The sequence below is a fragment of the Phreatobacter cathodiphilus genome (genome assembly GCF_003008515.1).
GTDB classification, from domain to species: Bacteria; Pseudomonadota; Alphaproteobacteria; order Rhizobiales; family Phreatobacteraceae; genus Phreatobacter; species Phreatobacter cathodiphilus.
This window is the reverse complement of sequence record NZ_CP027668.1, coordinates 397,728-416,094: the sequence shown is the minus strand read 5'-3', so window position 1 is coordinate 416,094 and position 18,367 is coordinate 397,728. Positions and strand designations below refer to the sequence as shown.

At 68.8% G+C, this 18,367-nt stretch carries 15 protein-coding genes; 3 read left to right on the top strand and 12 right to left on the bottom strand.

The features are described 5' to 3' along the window. Window positions 1–12: 12 nt before the first annotated feature. Window positions 13–1,095, top strand: a complete 1,083-nt coding sequence (locus C6569_RS02080; protein ID WP_106750855.1) for an alanine racemase — start codon at window positions 13–15, stop codon at window positions 1,093–1,095. Window positions 1,096–1,105: 10 nt separating this feature from the next. Next, on the top strand, window positions 1,106–1,567 hold the full coding sequence (locus C6569_RS02075; protein ID WP_106747278.1) for a RidA family protein: 462 nt from the start codon (window positions 1,106–1,108) through the stop codon (window positions 1,565–1,567). A gap of 291 nt (window positions 1,568–1,858) precedes the next feature. Here the strand turns inward: C6569_RS02075 and C6569_RS02070 are convergent, their stop codons facing one another. From C6569_RS02070 to C6569_RS02050, 5 genes are read right to left on the bottom strand one after another with little or no spacing between them, the layout of a single operon-like run. Beyond that, a complete protein-coding gene (locus C6569_RS02070; protein WP_106747277.1) occupies window positions 1,859–2,305 on the bottom strand; it encodes a RidA family protein in 447 nt (148 codons plus the stop codon). A 20-nt stretch (window positions 2,306–2,325) separates the two neighbouring features. Beyond that, complete coding sequence (locus C6569_RS02065) at window positions 2,326–4,008, bottom strand: AMP-binding protein (RefSeq protein WP_106747276.1); 1,683 nt, start codon at window positions 4,006–4,008, stop codon at window positions 2,326–2,328. 9 nt (window positions 4,009–4,017) lie between these two features. After that, a complete protein-coding gene (locus C6569_RS02060) occupies window positions 4,018–5,208 on the bottom strand; it encodes an acyl-CoA dehydrogenase family protein (protein WP_106747275.1) in 1,191 nt (396 codons plus the stop codon). Between the two features lies 1 nt (window position 5,209). Continuing rightward, window positions 5,210–6,052 carry an enoyl-CoA hydratase family protein gene (locus C6569_RS02055; protein WP_106747274.1) on the bottom strand — a complete coding sequence of 281 codons (843 nt, stop codon included), beginning with the start codon at window positions 6,050–6,052 and terminating at the stop codon, window positions 5,210–5,212. An 11-nt stretch (window positions 6,053–6,063) separates the two neighbouring features. Further along, window positions 6,064–6,846: an SDR family NAD(P)-dependent oxidoreductase gene (locus C6569_RS02050; protein ID WP_181313878.1), complete on the bottom strand. Its 783-nt coding sequence runs from the start codon at window positions 6,844–6,846 to the stop codon at window positions 6,064–6,066. A 332-nt stretch (window positions 6,847–7,178) separates the two neighbouring features. Between C6569_RS02050 and C6569_RS02045 the strand changes: the two genes are divergently transcribed. Beyond that, window positions 7,179–9,512: a bifunctional salicylyl-CoA 5-hydroxylase/oxidoreductase gene (locus C6569_RS02045; RefSeq protein ID WP_106750853.1), complete on the top strand. Its 2,334-nt coding sequence runs from the start codon at window positions 7,179–7,181 to the stop codon at window positions 9,510–9,512. A gap of 27 nt (window positions 9,513–9,539) precedes the next feature. Here the strand turns inward: C6569_RS02045 and C6569_RS02040 are convergent, their stop codons facing one another. The 7 genes from C6569_RS02040 to C6569_RS02010 form a co-directional block, all read right to left on the bottom strand. Continuing rightward, window positions 9,540–10,340: an SDR family NAD(P)-dependent oxidoreductase gene (locus C6569_RS02040; protein WP_106747273.1), complete on the bottom strand. Its 801-nt coding sequence runs from the start codon at window positions 10,338–10,340 to the stop codon at window positions 9,540–9,542. 21 nt (window positions 10,341–10,361) lie between these two features. Next, window positions 10,362–11,678, bottom strand: coding sequence for a nicotinate phosphoribosyltransferase (locus C6569_RS02035; RefSeq protein WP_106747272.1), 1,317 nt, complete (start codon window positions 11,676–11,678; stop codon window positions 10,362–10,364). A gap of 309 nt (window positions 11,679–11,987) precedes the next feature. Continuing rightward, window positions 11,988–13,622 (bottom strand): ABC transporter ATP-binding protein, encoded by a 1,635-nt coding sequence (locus tag C6569_RS02030; RefSeq protein ID WP_181313877.1) that lies wholly within the window; start codon window positions 13,620–13,622, stop codon window positions 11,988–11,990. Next, window positions 13,619–14,449 (bottom strand): ABC transporter permease, encoded by an 831-nt coding sequence (locus C6569_RS02025; RefSeq protein WP_106747271.1) that lies wholly within the window; start codon window positions 14,447–14,449, stop codon window positions 13,619–13,621. Before C6569_RS02025 ends, C6569_RS02030 begins: the two co-directional genes overlap by 4 nt. A gap of 3 nt (window positions 14,450–14,452) precedes the next feature. Next, window positions 14,453–15,430 carry an ABC transporter permease gene (locus C6569_RS02020; RefSeq protein WP_106747270.1) on the bottom strand — a complete coding sequence of 326 codons (978 nt, stop codon included), beginning with the start codon at window positions 15,428–15,430 and terminating at the stop codon, window positions 14,453–14,455. A 262-nt stretch (window positions 15,431–15,692) separates the two neighbouring features. Next, window positions 15,693–17,294 (bottom strand): ABC transporter substrate-binding protein, encoded by a 1,602-nt coding sequence (locus C6569_RS02015; RefSeq protein ID WP_106747269.1) that lies wholly within the window; start codon window positions 17,292–17,294, stop codon window positions 15,693–15,695. Window positions 17,295–17,388: 94 nt separating this feature from the next. Beyond that, window positions 17,389–18,237, bottom strand: coding sequence for a VOC family protein (locus C6569_RS02010; protein ID WP_106747268.1), 849 nt, complete (start codon window positions 18,235–18,237; stop codon window positions 17,389–17,391). Window positions 18,238–18,367 lie beyond the last annotated feature (130 nt).

The window sequence follows — 18,367 nt, the reverse complement described above, 5'->3', positions numbered from 1 at the left end:
TCGGACATGCCCATGGCCACCCCGCTCGCCGAAACCATCGCCCGCGAATACGGCACCCCCGCCGTCGTCATCGACATGGACCGGGTGGAGGCCAACATCGCCCGCGTCCAGGCCCAGTGCGATGCCGCAGGCCTCGCCAACCGGCCCCATATCAAGACCCACAAGAGCCCGGAGCTGGCGAAGCTGCAGGTCGCCGCCGGCGCCAAGGGCATCACCTGCCAGAAGATCGGCGAAGCCGAGGTGATGGCCGCCGCCGGGCTCGACGACATCCTCATCAGCTACAATCTCCTCGGCGAGGAGAAGATGAACCGGCTGGGCCGGCTCCTCGAATCGACCACCGTCACGGTCGCCGCCGACAACGCCACCGTCATCGGCGACCTGCCGAAGGCCGCAGCCCTCGCGGGACGGCCTCTCGGCGTCGTCATCGAATGCGATACGGGACGCAAGCGCGCCGGCGTCGAGACGCCGGGCGAGGCCATCGAGCTCGCCAAGCTGATCGCCGCCTCGCCGGGCCTCGCCTTCAAGGGCTTCATGATGTACCCGACCGAGGACGGCTGGCCGGAGGCGCAGAAGTTCCTCGACACGGCGCTCGCCGGCATCGGGCTCGAGGGCCTCGAGGCGGAGATCATCTCCACCGGCGGCTCGCCCAACATGAAGAACATCGGCAAGCTGAAGGGCGCGACCGAGCACCGGCCCGGCACCTACATCTACAACGACCGCATGCAGGTGGAGGCCGGCGTCGCCACCCTCGACGACTGCGCGCTCACCGTCTATTCCACCGTGGTGAGCCGCGCCGGCGCCGACCGCGGCATCCTCGACGCGGGATCGAAGACGCTGACCGCCGATCCCGGCGGCGGGCTCGACGGCTACGGGCTCATCCTCGAACACCCCGAAGCGCGTATCGCCCGCTTCGCCGAGGAGCACGGCTTCCTCGACCTGTCGAAATGCAACGAGCGGCCGAAGGTCGGCGACATCGTGCGCGTCGTACCGAACCACGTCTGCGTGGTGGTCAACATGGTCGACGAGGTGGTGATGGTGCGCGGCGACGAGATCGTCGGTATCCTGCCCGTCGCCGCCCGCGGCAAGCTCAGGTGAGGAGACGGACATGAGCCCCGAAGAGAAGCTCGCCCAACTGGGCCTGACCCTGCCTCCGACGCCGACGCCGGCCGGCAATTACGTGCCGTTCAAGCGCGACGGGAACATCGCTTATCTCGCCGGACAGGGTCCGCGGAAGGCGGACGGCTCGCTGCATACCGGCAAGGTCGGCGCCGACGTCACCGTCGAGACCGCCTACGAGCATGCCAAACTCGTCGGCCTGCAGATCCTCGCCTCCGCCAAGGCGGCGGCCGGCGGCGACCTGTCCAAGGTCGAGTTCCTGAAGGTTCTCGGCATGGTCAACGGCACGCCGGATTTCGGCGACCATCCCCGCGTCATCAACGGCTTCTCCGACCTGATGGTGGCGGTGCTCGGCGATCGCGGCCGCCATGCCCGCTCGGCGGTGGGCATGGGCTCGCTGCCGATGGGGATCACGGTGGAGATCGAGGCGGTGATCCGCATTCACGATTGAGGGGTGGGGGCGATTGCCCTGCCTGCTCTTCCAAGATCCAAGCCCCTCACCCTTCCCTCTCCCCGCAAGCGGGGAGAGGGGACTTCGGCGTCGCGACCATCCTCGATCGCCGTGCAAGGCGCTACCGTAGTCCATCGAAACGCTGCGTCGTTGCCCCCTCTCCCCGCTTGCGGGGAGAGGGAAGGGTGAGGGGCTTCTGGGATCACCGAGGCCGGGCGTGTCGATCGGCACCCCTCTCCGCGTCATGGCCGGGCAGACGGCAGGCGTTGATAGGAATCCCCCACCCTGACCCTACTCCGCCACGACCGCCGTCGCCTCGATCTCGATCTTCGCCGCCGTCTCCACCAGCCGCACGACCTGCACCACGGCCATGGCCGGATAGTGCTGGCCGAAGACCTCGCGATAGGCCCGGCCGAGCGGGCGCAGGTTCGCCTGATATTCCCCCACGTCGGTCACATACCAGGTGAGCCGGACGATGTGGTGCGGCAGGGCGCCGCCCTCGGCCAGGATCGCCCGGATGTTCTCGAAGCACTGGCGGGCCTGGGCGATGAAGCCCTCGGGGAAATTGCCCATGACGTCCCAGCCGACGACGCCGCCGGTGACGATGAGCCGCCCCTTGGCGGCCATTCCGTTGGCATAGCCGCGCGGCACTGGCCAGCCCTTGGGGTTGAGCGTCACCGGCACGGAATCCTCGTCCGGCAGGTCGAGCGGGATCACGGGCTTCACGGGATGGGACATGATCGGGTCTCCGGCGGCCTCTATTCGGCGGCCTTGGCAGTGTCCGGGGAATGGCCGGCGCCGGCCTCGCGGGCGGCGCGTTCGCGCAGCGCGAAGCGCTGCAGCTTGCCGGTCTCGGTGCGCGGCAGTTGCGGCACGAAGGCGATGTCGCGGGGATATTTGTAGGGCGCGATCTCGTCCTTCACGAAGGCCTGGAGCTCGACGACGAGGGCCGGCGTCACCGTCACCTCGGGCTTCGGCACCACATAGGCCTTGACGATCATGCCGCGCTCGGGATCGGGCTGGCCGACGACGCCGGCCTCGGCGACGGCGGGATGGGCGAGGAGGGCCGCCTCCACCTCCGGGCCGGCGATGTTGTAGCCGGCGGAGACGATCATGTCGTCGTTGCGCGCCTGGTACCAGAAATAGCCGTCCTCATCCTGCACATAGGTGTCGCCGGTGACGTTCCAGCCGCCCACCACATATTTGCGCTGGCGCTCGTCGGCGAGGTAGCGGCAGCCGGTGGGGCCACGCACGGCGAGCCGGCCCGGCGTGCCGGGGGGCAGGTCCTCGCCGTCGGCGCCGATCACCTTGGCCTCATAGCCTGGCACGGGCCTGCCGGTGGCGCCGGGGCGGATCGCCTCCTCGGGGGCCGAGATGAAGATGTGCAGCATTTCGGTGGCGCCGATGCCGTCCATGAGCTTCAGCCCCGTCGCCGCCTGCCAGGCGTCGAAGGTCGCTTTCGGCAGGGCCTCGCCGGCCGAGACGCATTTCCGGAGGGACCGCCAGTCGTGGTCGCCGAGCAGGGGGATCATCGCTCGGTAGGCGGTGGGCGCGGTGAAGCAGATGGTCGGCTTGAAGGTGGCGATGGCCGGCAAGAGGTCGCCGGGCGAAGCCTTCTCCACCAGCACGGTGGAGGCGCCGACGCGGAAGGGGAAGAGCACGAGGCCGCCGAGGCCGAAGGTGAAGGCGAGCGGCGGCGAGCCGATGAAGCGGTCGTCCGGCCCGGGCTTCAGGACGTTCAAGGCATAGGCGTCGCAGATGGCGAGCAGGTCGCGGTGGAAATGCATGGTGCATTTCGGCTCGCCCGTCGTCCCCGAGGTGAAGCCGAAGAGGCAGACGTCGTCGCGGGCGGTGTCGACGGGGGCGAAATCCGCAGAGGCGTCCGCGGCGAGCGTCTTCAACTCTGAGAAGGTCACCACCCGCTTCAGGAAACGCGAACCGGCTGCGGTCTTGGTGAGTTCGTCGGTCAGGCGGTCGTCGCAGAGGGCGAGTGCGATCTCCGCCTTGTCGACGATCTGGCCGAGCTCGCGGGCGCGCAAGAGCGGCATGGTGGCGACGACGATGCCGCCGGCCTTGATGACCGCCAGATAGGCCGCGACCATGGTCGGGTTGTTCGGCGCCCGCAGCAGCACCCGGTTGCCCGGCACCAGGCCGAGGGCGCCGGTGAGGACGTTGGCGATGCGGTTGATCTCGGCGGCGAGGCCCGCATAGGTCCAGTTCGTGCCGTCCGGGGCGAGAATGGCGGTGCGGCCGCCGCGGCCCTCGGCGACGTGGCGGTCGACGAACTCGGTGACGCAATTCAGCCGCTCCGGATAGGCGAGCTCCGGCCGGTCGAAGAGGAAGGCCGGCTGCAGCTCCGCCGGCGGCAGCCCGCGCGCGGCGAATGTGTCCACATGGGCTGAAGCGGTGCCCGTCCCGAGCTTCACCACCGATCCCGTCATCGGGCGCTCCTATCCGGCTGCCTTGGAAGCCGCGGCCTCGGCCTCGGCGAGATGGGCCCTTGCGATGACGACCTTCTGAACCTCGGTCGCCCCCTCGTAGATGCGCAGGGCGCGGATCTCCCGGTACAGTTCCTCCACCTTCTCACCCTTCTTGACGCCCAGACCGCCGAAGATCTGGATCGCCCGGTCGATGACCTTCTGGGCGTTTTCGGTGGCGACCATCTTGGCGATGGCCGCTTCCTTGGTGATGCGCGGCTTGCCCTGGTCCTTGGCCCAGGCGGCGCGGAAGACGAGCAGGGCCGCGGCCTCGAGCTCGGCGACGCTGTCGGCGAGGGCGGCCTGGGTGAGCTGCAGGTCGGCGAGCGGCGCGCCGAACATGATGCGCGAGCGCGCCCGGCGCGTCGCCTCGTCGAGGGCGCGAAGACCCATGCCGAGAGCGGCGGCGGCGACGGTGGGGCGAAAGATGTCGAGATTGGCCATGGCCATGGCGAAGCCGCCGCCGGGCTTGCCGATCAGTGCGTCGGCGGGCAGGCGGCACTCCTCGAAGAGCAGGGTGGCGAGGGGATGCGGCGCGATGACGTCGATGCGCTCGGCGATGGAGAGGCCGGGCGCGTCGGCGGGAACGATGAAGGCCGAGATGCCGCGGGCTCCGGGCGCCTCGCCGGTGCGGGCGAAGACGACGTAGCGGTCGGCGATGCCGCCATTGGAGATCCAGGTCTTGACGCCGTCGAGCCGCCAGCCGTCGGCGAGGCGCGTCGCGGTGGTGGACATGGCGGCGACGTCCGAGCCGGCATCGGGCTCCGACAGGGCGAAGGCGGCGATGGCCTTGCCGTCGCGCACCGGCGGGCAGCACAGCGCCTTCTGCGCCTCCGTGCCGAAGAGCGAGACGACGCCGGTGCCGAGGCCCTGCATGGCGAAGGCGAAATCGGCGAGGCCCTCGACATAGGCCAGCGTCGCCCGGGTGATGCAGAGGGTGCGCACGTCGAGGGCGGGGTAAAGCCCGCCCTGGTCAGCCGGCACGCAGGCCTTCAGCCAGCCCGCCTCGCCCATGGCAGCGACGAGGCGGCGGCAGGAGCCGTCGACGTCGTGGTGGTCGACGAGGCCGGGGACGGTGCGCGCCGCCCAATCCGACAGGCGCGCGGCGTAGTCGCGGTGGCGGTCCTCGAAGAAGGGCAGCGACAGGAGGTCGGCGGGGAGCATCTCAATCCCCCTCGAAGACAGGCTTGGTCTTCGCCGCGAAGGCCTCGAAGGCGCGGCGGAAGTCCTTGGTGTCCATGCAGATCGCCTGCGCCATGGCCTCGGCCTCGATCGCCTCGTCCACCGACATGGTCCATTCCATGTGCAGCATGCGCTTGGTGATGGAGTTCGCAAAGGTCGGACCATCGGCGATCTCCCCCGCGAGCGCGGTCGCCTCGGCGAGCACCGCCTCGGGAGCGGCGAGGCGGTTGAAGAAGCCCCAGGCGTGACCTTCCTCACCGCCCATCATGCGGCCGGTGTAGAGCAGCTCCGAGGCCCGCCCCTGTCCGATGATGCGGGGCAGGATGGCGCAGGCGCCCATGTCGCAGCCGGCGAGGCCCACCTTGTTGAAGAGGAAGGCGACCTTGGTCTTGGCGGTGCCGACGCGCAGGTCCGAGGCCATGGCGATGATGGCGCCGGCGCCGACGCAGATGCCGTCGATGGCGGAGATGATCGGCTGCGGGCAGGCGCGCATGGCCTTCACCAGCTCGCCGGTCATGCGGGTGAACTGCAGGAGGCCGGGCATGTCGCGGCCGGTCAGCGGCTCGATGATCTCGAAGACATCGCCGCCGGCGCAGAAGTTGCCGCCGGCGCCGGTCACCACGACGGCCTTGATGGAGGTGTCGAAGGCGAGCGCGCGGAAGAGGTCGCCGAGCTCGGCATAGCTCTCGAAGGTCAGCGGGTTCTTCTTCTCCGGCCGGTTCAGGGTGATGGTCGCGACCTTGCCCTTCACCTCCCAGAGGAAATGCGTCGCCTGCCAGTCGGCCAGGGCCTGTCGGTGCGGGATGCGGTGGGCGGGGGCTTGCATGGGGCGTGTCCTCAAATCTCTCCGCCCGCCACCGGCAAAGCGAGGCCGGTGACGGCGGCGGCCGCGTCCGAGACGAGCCAGAGGACGGCGGCAGCCACCTCCTCCGGCTTGATCAGGCGGCCGATGGGCATGGTTTTTGTGAGGTCGGCGAGCGCGGCCTCGGGGCTGCGGCCGGTCTGGGCGACGATGGTGTCGATGGAGCCGGCGACGAGGTCGGTCTCGGTGAAACCGGGGCAGACGCAATTGACGGTGACGCCGGAGGTCGCGACCTCCTTGGCCAGCGCGCGCGTCAGGCCGACGACGCCGTGCTTCGCCGCGCAATAGGCGGAAACGTAAGGGTAGCCGGTGAGGCCCGCGGTGGAAGCGACCGAGACGATGCGGCCGGTACCGCGCGCCACCATGCCCGGCAGCACGGCGTGGATGCCGTCGAAGACGGCGGTGAGGTTCAGCGCGATCATGCGGTCGAAGAGCGCGGCGTCCATGCGCTTCAGCGGCGCGGTCTCGGCGTGACCGGCATTGCTGACGAAGATGTCGAGGTCCCCTGCATCGTGCAAAGCGGCGAGGAAGGCGGGACGGTCGGTGACGTCGCAGGCGATGGCGCGGGTGGCATGGCCGGCGGCCACGGCCTCGTCGAGGGGAGCCCGGCTGCGGCCGAGCACGATGACCTCGGCGCCCTGCCCCGTCAGCGCTGCCGCGATGGCCCGGCCGATTCCGCGTCCACCCCCGGTGACGAGGGCGCGCTTGCCGCGAAGGGGCGTCAGCGCAGAGGATGGGGCGGCGGGGTCCGTCGGCATCGTGGCCTCCTCGCCTGAATGTTTTAAGCTTCAAATATTTTGGAGCAAGAGCCTTTCCGCGCCTTGCCGCCAATTATTTTAAGCCTAAACTATTTCGGGTGACGCCTGCATGAGAGGCAGTGCGTCCTTCGAGGCTCGCCATCGGACGATGCTGCCGCATCGCCGTGGCTCGCACCTCAGGATGAGGATGGTGGTGCCCTGCATGGGCCAGGATGCGCCGCCTGTGCTCCTCCTGAGCCTGTGTCATGCTCGCCCCTCCTCATCCTGAGGTGCGAGCGTCAGCGAGCCTCGAAGGACGCACTCCGGTCAATGCAGCGACAAGGGAGATGGCCATGCGCATCGCGGTGATCGGCGGCGGACCGGGCGGGCTCTATTTCGCCATCCTGATGAAGAAATGGCAGCCGGCGGCCGACATCACCGTCTTCGAGCGCAACCGCCCGGACGACACGTTCGGCTTCGGCGTCGTCTTCTCCGACGCGACCCTCGACATATTCGAGCGCTACGACGCGGAGAGCTACCGCGCCATCACCGAGAACTTCGCCTACTGGGACGACATCGAGGTCCGGTTCAAGGACACGGTGCACCGTATCGGCGGCAACGGCTTCTGCGGCTGCTCGCGCCAGACGCTGCTGATCCTCCTGCAGAATCGCGCCCGCCAGCTCGGCGTCGAGATGCAGTTCCAGACCGAGGTGGAGCCGGACCCCGCGACCTTCGCGGGTTACGACCTCGTCGTCGCGGCGGACGGCATCAATTCGCGCATCCGCGAGGCCAATCGCGACCACTTCCACCCCGAGGTGGACCTCAGACCCAACAAGTTCACCTGGCTCGGCTCCACCCGCGAACTCGACGCCTTCACCTTCTTCTTCCGCGAGACGGAATTCGGCATCTTCATCGCCCACACCTACCAGTACGAGGCGGGCCGCTCGACCTGGGTCATCGAGACCGATCCCGAGACCTTCGCCCGCGCCGGGCTCGACCGCATGGACGAAGAGGCCTCGGCCCGCTTCCTCGAGGGCGTCTTCGCCGAGGAGCTCGCCGGCCATCCGCTGATCACCAACCGCTCGCTCTGGCGGCAATTCCCGATGATCCGCTCGAAGCGCTGGGTGAAGGACAACGTGGTGCTGATGGGCGATGCCAAGGGCACGGCGCATTTCTCCATCGGCGCCGGCACCAAGCTCGCCATGGAGGATTCCATCGCGCTGTTCGACGCCTTCCGCGCGAAGGGCACGGTGGCCGAGGCGCTGGCGTCCTACGAGACCGACCGCCGCGAGGAGGTGGAGCGCACCCAGCATGCCGCCGACGTCTCGCTCGTCTGGTTCGAACATGTCGACCGCTTCTGGGACATGGACCCGCGCCAGTTCGCCTTCGGCCTGATGACGCGCTCCAAGGCGATCACCTACGAGAACCTGAAGCTGCGCGCGCCGGACTTCGTCGCCGAGACCGACCGGATGTTCGCTGAAGGTGTTCCGGGCGCGGATGTCGCCAGGCCCCGCCCGCCGCTGTTCCAGCCGCTCAGCCTGCGCGACATGACGGTCGCGAATCGCGCCGTCGTCTCGCCCATGTGCATGTACTCGGCCGTCGAGGGCATGCCGACCGACTGGCACGTGGTGCATTACGGCGCCCGCGCCATCGGCGGCGCTGGCCTCGTCTACACCGAGATGGTCTGCGTCGCGCCGGACGCGCGCATCACGCCGGGCTGCGCCGGTCTCTGGTCCGACGAACAGGAGGCGGCCTGGACGCGCATCGTCGATTTCGCCCACGCCAACTCGCAGGCGAAGCTCTGCCTGCAGCTCGGCCATGCCGGTCGCAAGGGCGCCTCGAAGCTGATGTGGGAGGGAATGGACCGGCCGCTGACCGAGGGCGCCTGGCCGATCGTCTCCGCCTCCCCCATGCCCTACTATCCGGACAGCCAGGTGCCGGCGGAACTGGATGAGGCCGGCATGGCCCGCATCACCGGAGAGTTCGTGGCGGCGACGGAGCGGGCGGCGCGCTGCGGCTTCGACATGCTGGAGCTGCACTGCGCCCACGGCTATCTCCTCGCCTCCTTCCTGTCGCCGCTGACCAACCGGCGAACTGACGGCTATGGCGGCAGCATCGAGAACCGTCTGCGCTTCCCCCTCCGCGTCTTCGCCGCCATGCGCGACGCCTGGCCGGCGGAGAAGCCCATGTCGGTTCGCATCTCCGCCACCGACTGGGCCGAGGGCGGCATCACGGAAGCGGACAGCATCGCCATCGCCCGCGCCTTCGCCGAGGCCGGCGTCGACCTCGTCGACGTCTCCACCGGCCAAACCACGCCGAAGAGCCGGCCGGTCTACGGCCGCATGTTCCAGACGCCATTCTCCGACGCCATCCGCAACGAGGCCGAGGTGAAAACGATGTGCGTCGGCAACATTACCTCGGCCGACCAGATGAACACGATCCTCGCCGCCGGCCGCGCCGACCTGGTGGCGCTGGGACGGCCGCATCTCGCCGATCCCTCCTTCATGCTGAAGGCGGCGGCCTGGTACGGGGTCGACATCCACCAGCCGCCGCAATACCTGCCGGGCAAGGACCAGGCTCTGCGCAATGCGGTGAAGGACAGGGCCGACTTCGAGGCATTGAAGGTGGCGGCCAAGCCCAAGCGCCATGCGCGGGGGAGCTTCGCGCCGAAGGCCGCGGCGGAGTAGGTCAGCCGAGGTCGGCGAGGCTCGGCTCTACCGCCCCGCCGCCGACAGCCCGCCATCCACCGCGATCTCGGCCGCCGTCACGTAGCGCGCCTCGTCGGAGACGAGGAACAGCACGGCCTGCGCCACGTCCCAGGCATCGCCCATCTTTCCCGTCGGCACCTGCGCATTGCGGGAGGCGATGAGGGCCGCGGCATCGCCGCCGGCGACCTGCTTCGCCAGCCGCGTCTCGACGAGCGGCGTGTGCATCAGGCCGGGGATGACCGTGTTGCAGCGGATCGCCTTCTTCGCATAGGTCACGGCGATGGAGCGCGAGAAGCCGAGAATGCCGAGCTTGGTCGTCGTGTAGGCGACATGGGGCCGGTCGGGCAGGATGCGCACGCCGGCAATCGACGACAGGTTGACGATGGCGCCGCCGCCCTGTCGCTCCATCACCGGGATGACGTGCTTGCAGCAGAGGAAGGCGGTCTTGAGGTTGAGGTCGAGCTGGGCGTCCCAGACCTCCTCGCTCATCGAGACCGGATCGCCCGGCGCCGATCCCCCGACATTGTTGACGAGGATGTCGATGCGGCCGAAGCGGGCGAGGCAATCGGCCACCGCCGCCTCGACCTCCGCCGCCTTGGTCATGTCGACGGCCGCCGCATGGGCGGTGCCGCCCTCGGCCGCGATCAGCCGCCGGGTCTCTTCCGCCGCGGCGAGGGTGATGTCGGTGCCGTAGACGGTGGCCCCCTGGCGGGCGAGCAGGACGGCGGTCGCCTTGCCGTTGCCCCAGCCCTCCCCCACCGAGCCCGCGCCGGAGATGAAGGCCACCTTGCCGGTGAGGTCATGCATGACGGTGGCTCCGCTCAGGGGTCAGACGAGGACGGGGTGGGCAGTCATGCCGACGGTGCCGAAGACCCGGCGGTAGCGGGCGATCTCCTCCGCCGGGCCGGTGGCCTTCAGCGGATTGTCGGAGAGCTTCACCGCCGGGCGGCCGTTCGCCTCCACGACCTTGCAGACGACGGAGATGGGCGCGAGGGCGTCGGGGTCGCCGTTGGGAACGCAGCCCTTGAAGTCGTTGGTGAGGTTCGTCCCCCAGCCGTAGCCGATGCGGACCTTGCCCGTGAACCGCCGGGCCGTCTCCTCGATGGAATCGATGTCCATGCCGTCGGAGAGGATGACGAGCTTCTTGGCGGGGTCGCGGCCCTTGGCGCGCCACCAGGCGATGAGCTCCTCGGTGCCCTCCGTCGGGTCCTTGGAATCGGGGCGGGCGCCGGTCCAGTCGGCCACCCAGTCCGGCGCATGGGCGAGGAAATGCGCCGTGCCGAAACAATCGGGAAGGATGATGCGCATGTTCTGGTCGTAGATGCGCGCCCAGTCCTCCAGCACCCGGTAGGGCGCCTTCAGAAGCTCCTCGTCGGTCTTCGCCAGCGCGCCGTAGACCATGGGCAGCTCGTGGGCATTGGTGCCGATGGCCTCGAGGCCGAGATCCATGGCGAGCTTCATGTTGGAGGTGCCGGTGAAGACCTCGGGGCCGAGGGCGTCGGCCATGGCCTCCATCATCCACTGCTGCCAGAGATAGCCGTGGCGGCGGCGGGTGCCGAAATCGGAGATCTTCAGCGTGCCGACCTCTTCCTTCAGGCGGCGCAGGCGCTTGATCTTCTCCCAGGCCTTGGCCTTGGCATTGGCATAGAGGATGTCGAGTTCGAGCTTCGACAGCGAGCGCATGGTGGCGCGGGCGCGCAGCTCGTTGATGATGGCGAGGGCCTGCACCTCCCACATCGTCGTCTCGGCCCACTTGCCGGCGAAGGTCAGCTCATACTGCCCGTCGCGCTTTTCCAGCTGGTACTCGGGCAGGCGGAAGTCCTTGAGGAAGGCGAGGTAATCGGGGCCGAAGATGCGCTCGCGGCCGTAGAAGGTGTTGCCGGCGAGCCAGATCAGCTCCTTCGGCTTGAAGCGGAGGTCGCGGGCGTGATCGAGCTGCTCGCGCAGTTCGCGCTCGTCGATCACCTCGGCGAGGCGGATGGTGCGGGTGCGGTTGGTGAGCGCGAAGGTCGCCGTCACGTCCGGGTGGAAGCGCCGGATGAGCTGCTGCATCGAGAACTTGTAATAGTCCGAATCCAGCAGCGACCGGATGATCGGGTCCAGTTTCCACGTGTGATTGTAGACCCGGGTGGCGATATCGACCATGGACGGCCCGCTCGTGGCGCTTCAGGGCTGCGGACCTTAGGAGCCCGGGCGGCCGTTGGAAAGTCGCCCGTCCGGCAGCGGCGTGCAAGGCTGCCGCGCGGTACGGGGCTGCGCCGGCTTGTCCTGGCTCGGCTTCCCTCTTGCCCCCCACCCCTGACCCCTCCCCGCCGCAAGCGGGGGGAGGGGAATGGCGGGACGTCCGTCAGCGATCGCCTGTGTCGATCGTCGCAGGGATAGGCGCGTCCCCTCCCCCCGCTTGCGGCGGGGAGGGGTCAGGGGTGGGGGGCGTGATGCAATGAAGAAGAGAACTCAGGCGACCACCGCATCCCGGTTCAGGCCGAATTCCCGCCCGGGAATCGAGGCCAGCAGCGACTGCGTATAGGGATGCCGCGGATTGCCGAAGACCTCACCGATGGGGCCGGCCTCCACCACCTCGCCGCTCTTCATCACCGCGACGAGGTCGCAGACCTGGGCGGCGACGCGCAGGTCATGGGTGATGAAGACGATGGAGAGGCCGAGCCGTTCGCGCAGGTCGGCGAGGAGCCGCAGCACCTGCGCCTGCACCGAGACGTCGAGGGCCGAGACCGCCTCGTCGGCCACCAACACCTCGGGTTCCAGCGCGAGGGCGCGGGCGAGGCCGATGCGCTGGCGCTGGCCGCCGGAGAACTCGTGCGGGAAACGGTCGGTGGCCGCCGGATCGAGCCCGACGAGGCCGAAGAGCTCCCTGGCCTTCGCCAGCGCCTGCGCCCTGTCCATGCCGTGGACGATCGGGCCCTGGGCCACCAGCTCGCCGGCCTTGCGGCGCGGGTTGAGCGAGCCGAAGGGGTCCTGGAAGACCATCTGGATGTGGCGCGTCTCCCGCCGCATCTCCTCGCGGCTGAGCTTCGCGAGATCCTTGCCGTTCAGCACCAGCGAGCCGGTGTCGGGGTCGATGAGGCGGACGATGCAGCGCGCCAGCGTCGACTTGCCCGAGCCCGATTCCCCGACGATGCCGAGCGTGCCGCCCTTCGGCAGCACCAGCGAGACGTCCTTGACCGCATGGGTGACGCGCACGCCGCGGCCGAGGAAACCGCCGGTGCGGAAGGTCTTGGTGACCTTGGCGATCGTGAGGATGGGTTCATCCGAGATCGGCCGCGGCGGCGGCGCCTTCAGCGGCGGCACGGCGGCGATGAGCTGCTTGGTATAGGCGTGCTGCGGCCGGTTCAGCACCTCCTCCGCCGGGCCCTGCTCGACCACGAGGCCGTACTGCATGACCGCCACGCGGTCGGCGATCTCGGCGACGACCCCGAAATCGTGGGTGATGAAGAGCACGGCGGTGCCCTTGCGCTTCTGCAGATCCTTGATGAGGCTCAGGATCTGCGCCTGGGTCGTCACGTCGAGGGCGGTGGTCGGCTCGTCGGCGATCAAGACCTTCGGATCGAGGGCGAGCGCCATGGCGATCATGGCGCGCTGGCGCTGGCCACCGGAGAGCTCGTGCGGATAGGCCCGCGCGGCGAGCTTGGGATCGGGGATGCGCACCTCGGCCAGGAGGTCGAGCACCTTTGCCGCGATCTCCTGCTTCGACAGGCCGGTGTGGATGTCGAACATCTCGCCGATCTGGTCGCCGATGGTGCGCAGCGGATTGAGCGCGGTCATCGGCTCCTGGAAGATCATGGCGATGCCGGAGCCGCGCACGGCGCGCATCTCGGCTTCCGTGAGCTGCGTCAGGTCGCGGCCGTCGAACAGCACCTTGCCGCCGTCGATGGTCACGCCGCCGGGCAGGAGGCGCATGATGGCGTTGGCGGTCATCGACTTGCCGGAGCCGCTCTCGCCGACGACGCAGAGGATCTCGTTGCCGGCGATGGCGAGAGAGACGTCCTTCATGGCGTGCGGACGGTCGGCGCCGGCGGGCAGGCGGACGCTGAGCTGGTCGAGGACGAGGACGGGGGACGGGCTCACGGTCATCGGCCCTTCAGGCGCGGGTTGAGGGCGTCGTTGAGGCCCTGACCGACGAGCGAGACGGCGAGCACGGTGACGAGGATGGCGATGCCGGGAATGGCCGAGACGTACCACTGGACGCGCAGCACGTCGCGGCCGAGGCCGATGAGGTTGCCCCAGGAGGCAACGTTCGGGTCGGAGAGGCGGAGGAAGGCGAGCGCGCTCTCCAGCAGGATGGAGACCGCCATGACGACGCTGGCATAGACGATGACCGGCGGCAGGGCGTTGGGCAGGATCTCGCCGAAGATCAGCTTGAGGTCCTTAAGGCCGAGGGTGCGGCCGGCCTGGACGAATTCGCGGTTGCGCAGCGACAGGAATTCGGCGCGGGTGAGCCTGGCCGGTGCGGGCCAGGAGACGATGCCGACGGCGACGATCACCGTGGTGATGGTGGAGCCGAAGACGGCGACGAGGACGAGCAGCAAGAGGAAGTTCGGCAGGGTCTGGAAGGCCTCGGTGATGCGCATCAGCACATTGTCGACCCAGCCGCCGTAGTAACCCGCGACAGCCCCGATGACGATGCCGATGACGACGGCGATGATGGTGGCGACGCCGCCGATCAGCAGCGAGATGCGGGCGCCGTAGAAGATCTGGGCGGCGATGTCGCGCCCGGAATTGTCGGTGCCGAGCGGGAAGCGCGGATTCGAAAAAGGCCAGACGAGGGGACGGCCGGCGAGGGCCAGCGGATCGCGCGGGAAGAGCCAGCCGGCGCTCACCGCCATGGCGATGACGACCAGAAGCAGGATGAGGCCGATGACGGCGGGCGGCGAGCGGAAATAGGCGCGGACGATCTCCACGGCTCAGGCCCCCGAGGTGATGCGCGGGTCGAGGCGCGCATAGATGAGGTCGACGATGAAGTTCACGGTGATGACCAGCAGGGCCGAGACGAAGATGATGCCGAGGAGCGTGTTGAGGTCACGCTGGACGACGCTCTCATAGGCGAGGCGCCCGAGACCGGGGAGCGAGAAGACGCTCTCCACCACCACCGAGCCGCCCAGCATGGTGCCGGCCTGCAGGCCGATCAGGGTCACCATGGGCAGCAGCGCGTTGCGCAGCACGTGGCGGGTGATGATGCGCGTCTCGTCGAGGCCCTTGGAGCGGGCGGTGCGGACGAAGTCGAGGTTCAGCACCTCCAGCATCGAGGCGCGCATGATGCGCAGGTAGATGGCGAGGAAGATGAGCCCCAGAGTCAGCGTCGGCAGCACGAGGTGGCGCGCCGTGTCGAGCACCGCCCAGATGCCGGTGGCGGTGGAGGTGATGTCGGAGAGGCCGCCGGCCGGCAGCCATTGCAGGTAGATGGAGAAGACGACAATGGCCATGAGGCCGAACCAGAAGGAGGGCGTGGCGTAGAAGATGAGGCCGACGGTCGAGATCAGCGTATCGGGCCACTTGTTGACGCCGCGGGCCGCGACGACGCCGAGGATGAGGCCGAAGAAGAAGGCGAAGGAGAGTGAGGCGGTCATCAGCAGGATGGTCGCCGGCAGGCGCTCGGCGATGACGGTCGCCACCGGCTTGCCGTAGATGGCGGAGAAGCCGAGATCGAAGCGCACCAGCCGCCAAAGGTAGCTGCCGAGCTGGGCTGAGACCGACAGGTCCAGGCCGTAGAAGCGGCGCAGGTCCTCGGCCGTCTTGGCGTCGCCGCCGCCCATCTGCGCCATCATGGCGTCGACCGTGTCGCCCGGCGCGAACTGCAGCAGCAGGAAGACGCCGATCAGAATCAGGAAGAGGGTCGGGATCGAGGCGGCGAGACGCCGCCCCGCCAGGCTGAAGATTCGCATGGGATCAGGCCATTCGAGGCGGTCGTGAACGGTGGGGCGCAGACCGGCAGACAAGGGCAGGCACGTCATCCCCGGCCGAGCGAAGCGAGGGGAAGGGGATCCAGGGGCGGCCGAAGCTGCCCCGGAACGCATGAGCCTTTCGCCACCTGGCCCCCCTTCCCTCGCCCTTCGGGCTCGCCGGGGGTGACGTCGGTTTCACCTGTCTCGTCTCCGCAATCAGCCGGGCGTGGAGTCCGTGCGGGGTTCCCCGCACGCCGACGTGTCACTCCGCCAACCAAAGATCGTGCCAGGAGGACGAGCCCCAGCGCGGCGTGTTGGAATGGTTGCGTGCCTTCGCGGTGATCACCGTGACGAAGATCTGTTCGATCGGCATCCAGATCATCAGCTCGCCGTTGGCGCGCTTGACGAAGTCGGCGTAGAGCGCCTTGCGCTTGGCCGGATCCACCTCGGTGGCGGCATCGTCGATGATCTTGTCGAGGGTGGCGTCGGCGACGCCCCACTGGTTGGTCCAGGGCGCACCGGCCGGCTGCCCCGAGCGGTACCAGACCGTGGTCGAGACGGCGGGGTCGTTGCGGTACTGGTGCCAGCCGGTGGCGAGGTCGAAGGCGTGGTCGGCGTAGACCGACTTCAGGAAGCCGCCGCCGTCGTTGCGCACCACCTCGACGCGGATGCCGACCTCTCCCAGCGACTGCTGAATGAAGGTCGCCCAGAGCGACACGTCCTCGCCCCATGGCGCAGGCAGGAGGCGAAGCGACAGACGCGTGCCGCCGGCGCCGGGGCGCAGGCCCGCCTCGTCGAGCAGCTTGATCGCCTTGGCCTTGTCGTAGGGGTACTGGGGCGTGTTGGCGCCCGGATAGAAGTCGGTCGAGACCGAGGGGATGGGGCCGGTGCCGAGCTTGGCGAAGTCGCCGAGGAAGTTCTCGATGAAGAAGGGCACGTTGATGGCGTGGGCAATGGCCTGACGCACCTTGATGTCCGCCAGTTCCTTGCGCCGGAAGTTGAATTCCAGCGTGTTGGTGCGGGCATTGCCCTCGTTGCCCTTGGTGGAGACGACGAAGCGCGGGTCCTTGCCGAGGCGCGCCATGTCCGAGATCGTGAGTCCCGAGAAAGGCGAATAGTGGAGCTGTCCCGCCTCCATCTGGGCAGCGGCGGCGGCGCGGTCGGTGATGACGCGCCAGACGATGCGGTCGAGATTGGCCGGGCCCTTCCAGTAGCCGTCGTGCCGGTCGGCGATGATGTGCTGGCCGCGCTCGTACTGGACGAACTTGAACGGGCCGGTGCCGACCGGAGCGAGGTTCACCGGGTTCTGGCGGATGTCGCCCTTGCCCTCGTAGAGATGGCGCGGCGAGATATAGCCGAGGTCGGGCAGCGCGCGCAGCAGGAGGTTGAGCGGCATGGGCCGCTCGTAGCGGAAGATCGCCGTGTGCGGGTCCGGCGTGTCGACGGCGGTGAGGAAGAGCTGCAGCGTCGACCCGTAGTTCAGGATCTTCTTCCACATCTCCATGGCGGTGAACTGCACGTCCGCCGAGGTGAAGGGCTTGCCGTCGTGCCAGGTGACGCCCTGGCGCAGCTTGAAGGTGATGGTCTTGCCGTCGGGTGTGGACTCCCAGCTCGTCGCCAGCACGCCGACCGGATTGCCGGCGGCATCAAGGTCGACCAGCGGCTCCAGGATCTTGCCGGAGATGATGTAGACGCCCGTCGAGGCCTGGAGGCTCGGGTTCAGCTGGCGCTGCTCGGCGCCGTAATGGACGACGAAGACGCCACCCTTGCGCGGCGTCTGCTGCGCGAAGGCCTTGAAGGGATCGACCACGTTGGCGGCGATGGCCGCCGAGGTCATCAGGGCTGCGCGACGGGTGAAGTTCATGGAGCTCTCCTAACGGCAGGCAAGACGGATTTGACGATGGGCGACTGCGGAATGGGCGTCAATCGCGGATCTGCTCAGAAGCGCCTCGTGCCTCTCAATGGGGCACGAAGCTGACGATGACGCCATTCACGCGGGCGGCCGGCACGCTGACCGTCTCCTCGCCGTGGGCGATGCCGCCCGAGGCCTTCGCCGCCTTGGCGAGGTCGTCGGTGGCGATGACCAGGGCGACGGCCCCCTCGGACGCGGCGCCCTCTCGCACGGCGGCGGGATAGAGGGCCGAGAAGGTCTCGGCGTCGTAGAAGCGGAAGTCGGCGCGCTTGCCGCCGGAGGGCACGCGCCAGCCATCGGGCGTCTCCGTCGCCGGCTCGTCGATCAGGCCCGCCATCTTCTCGGCGGCAGCCTTCGGATCGGCGGTGAGGATCTCGATGCGGGCGATGCGTTTGGCGCCGTTGGCGTGGGTCATGATCTCGGGAATCCAGACCGTGTCGCGGGTCAGGTGCTGGCAGGCGAAGATGCGCATGCCGCCGGGATTCTGGTCGAGCGGCCAGCGGAAGACGTTGAACTTGGCCTCGCCCGTGCCGCCGCCGGGCAGGTCTACCGGGCGGCCGAAATGCACCGGTCCCAGCGGCTCGAGGCCGCGCGCCTTCAGCTCGGCCGCGCCGCCCGCGGCATCGTCGGTGGTGAAGGCGGTGCGCTCGATGCCCTCGCGCTTGGCCAGGAAGTCGCGGGTCGGCTTGTTCTGGTCGGTCTCGGTCAGCACGCCCAGCAGTTCGAGGTAATCCTCGCCGAACATGGTCGTGTAGTTGCCGGTGCCCAGATGCGGCGAGTGGGTGCCGCGGGGAGACATGGTGAAGCCGATCGCCGCCCAGGCTTTGGCGGCCGCGTCGAGGTCGCGAACCGTGACCACGACATGGTCGGCGCCGAGAATGTGCTTGAGCGGCATGGCAGCAGCCCTCCCCCTGATGATTGCGCGGGCAGTTCAACCCAACATGCCGCCGGAGGCAACGCACCGAGGGTGGCAGATTTGCGGGGCTATGCTGCCGTGCACACATAGCTGACGTAGCAAGATTTTC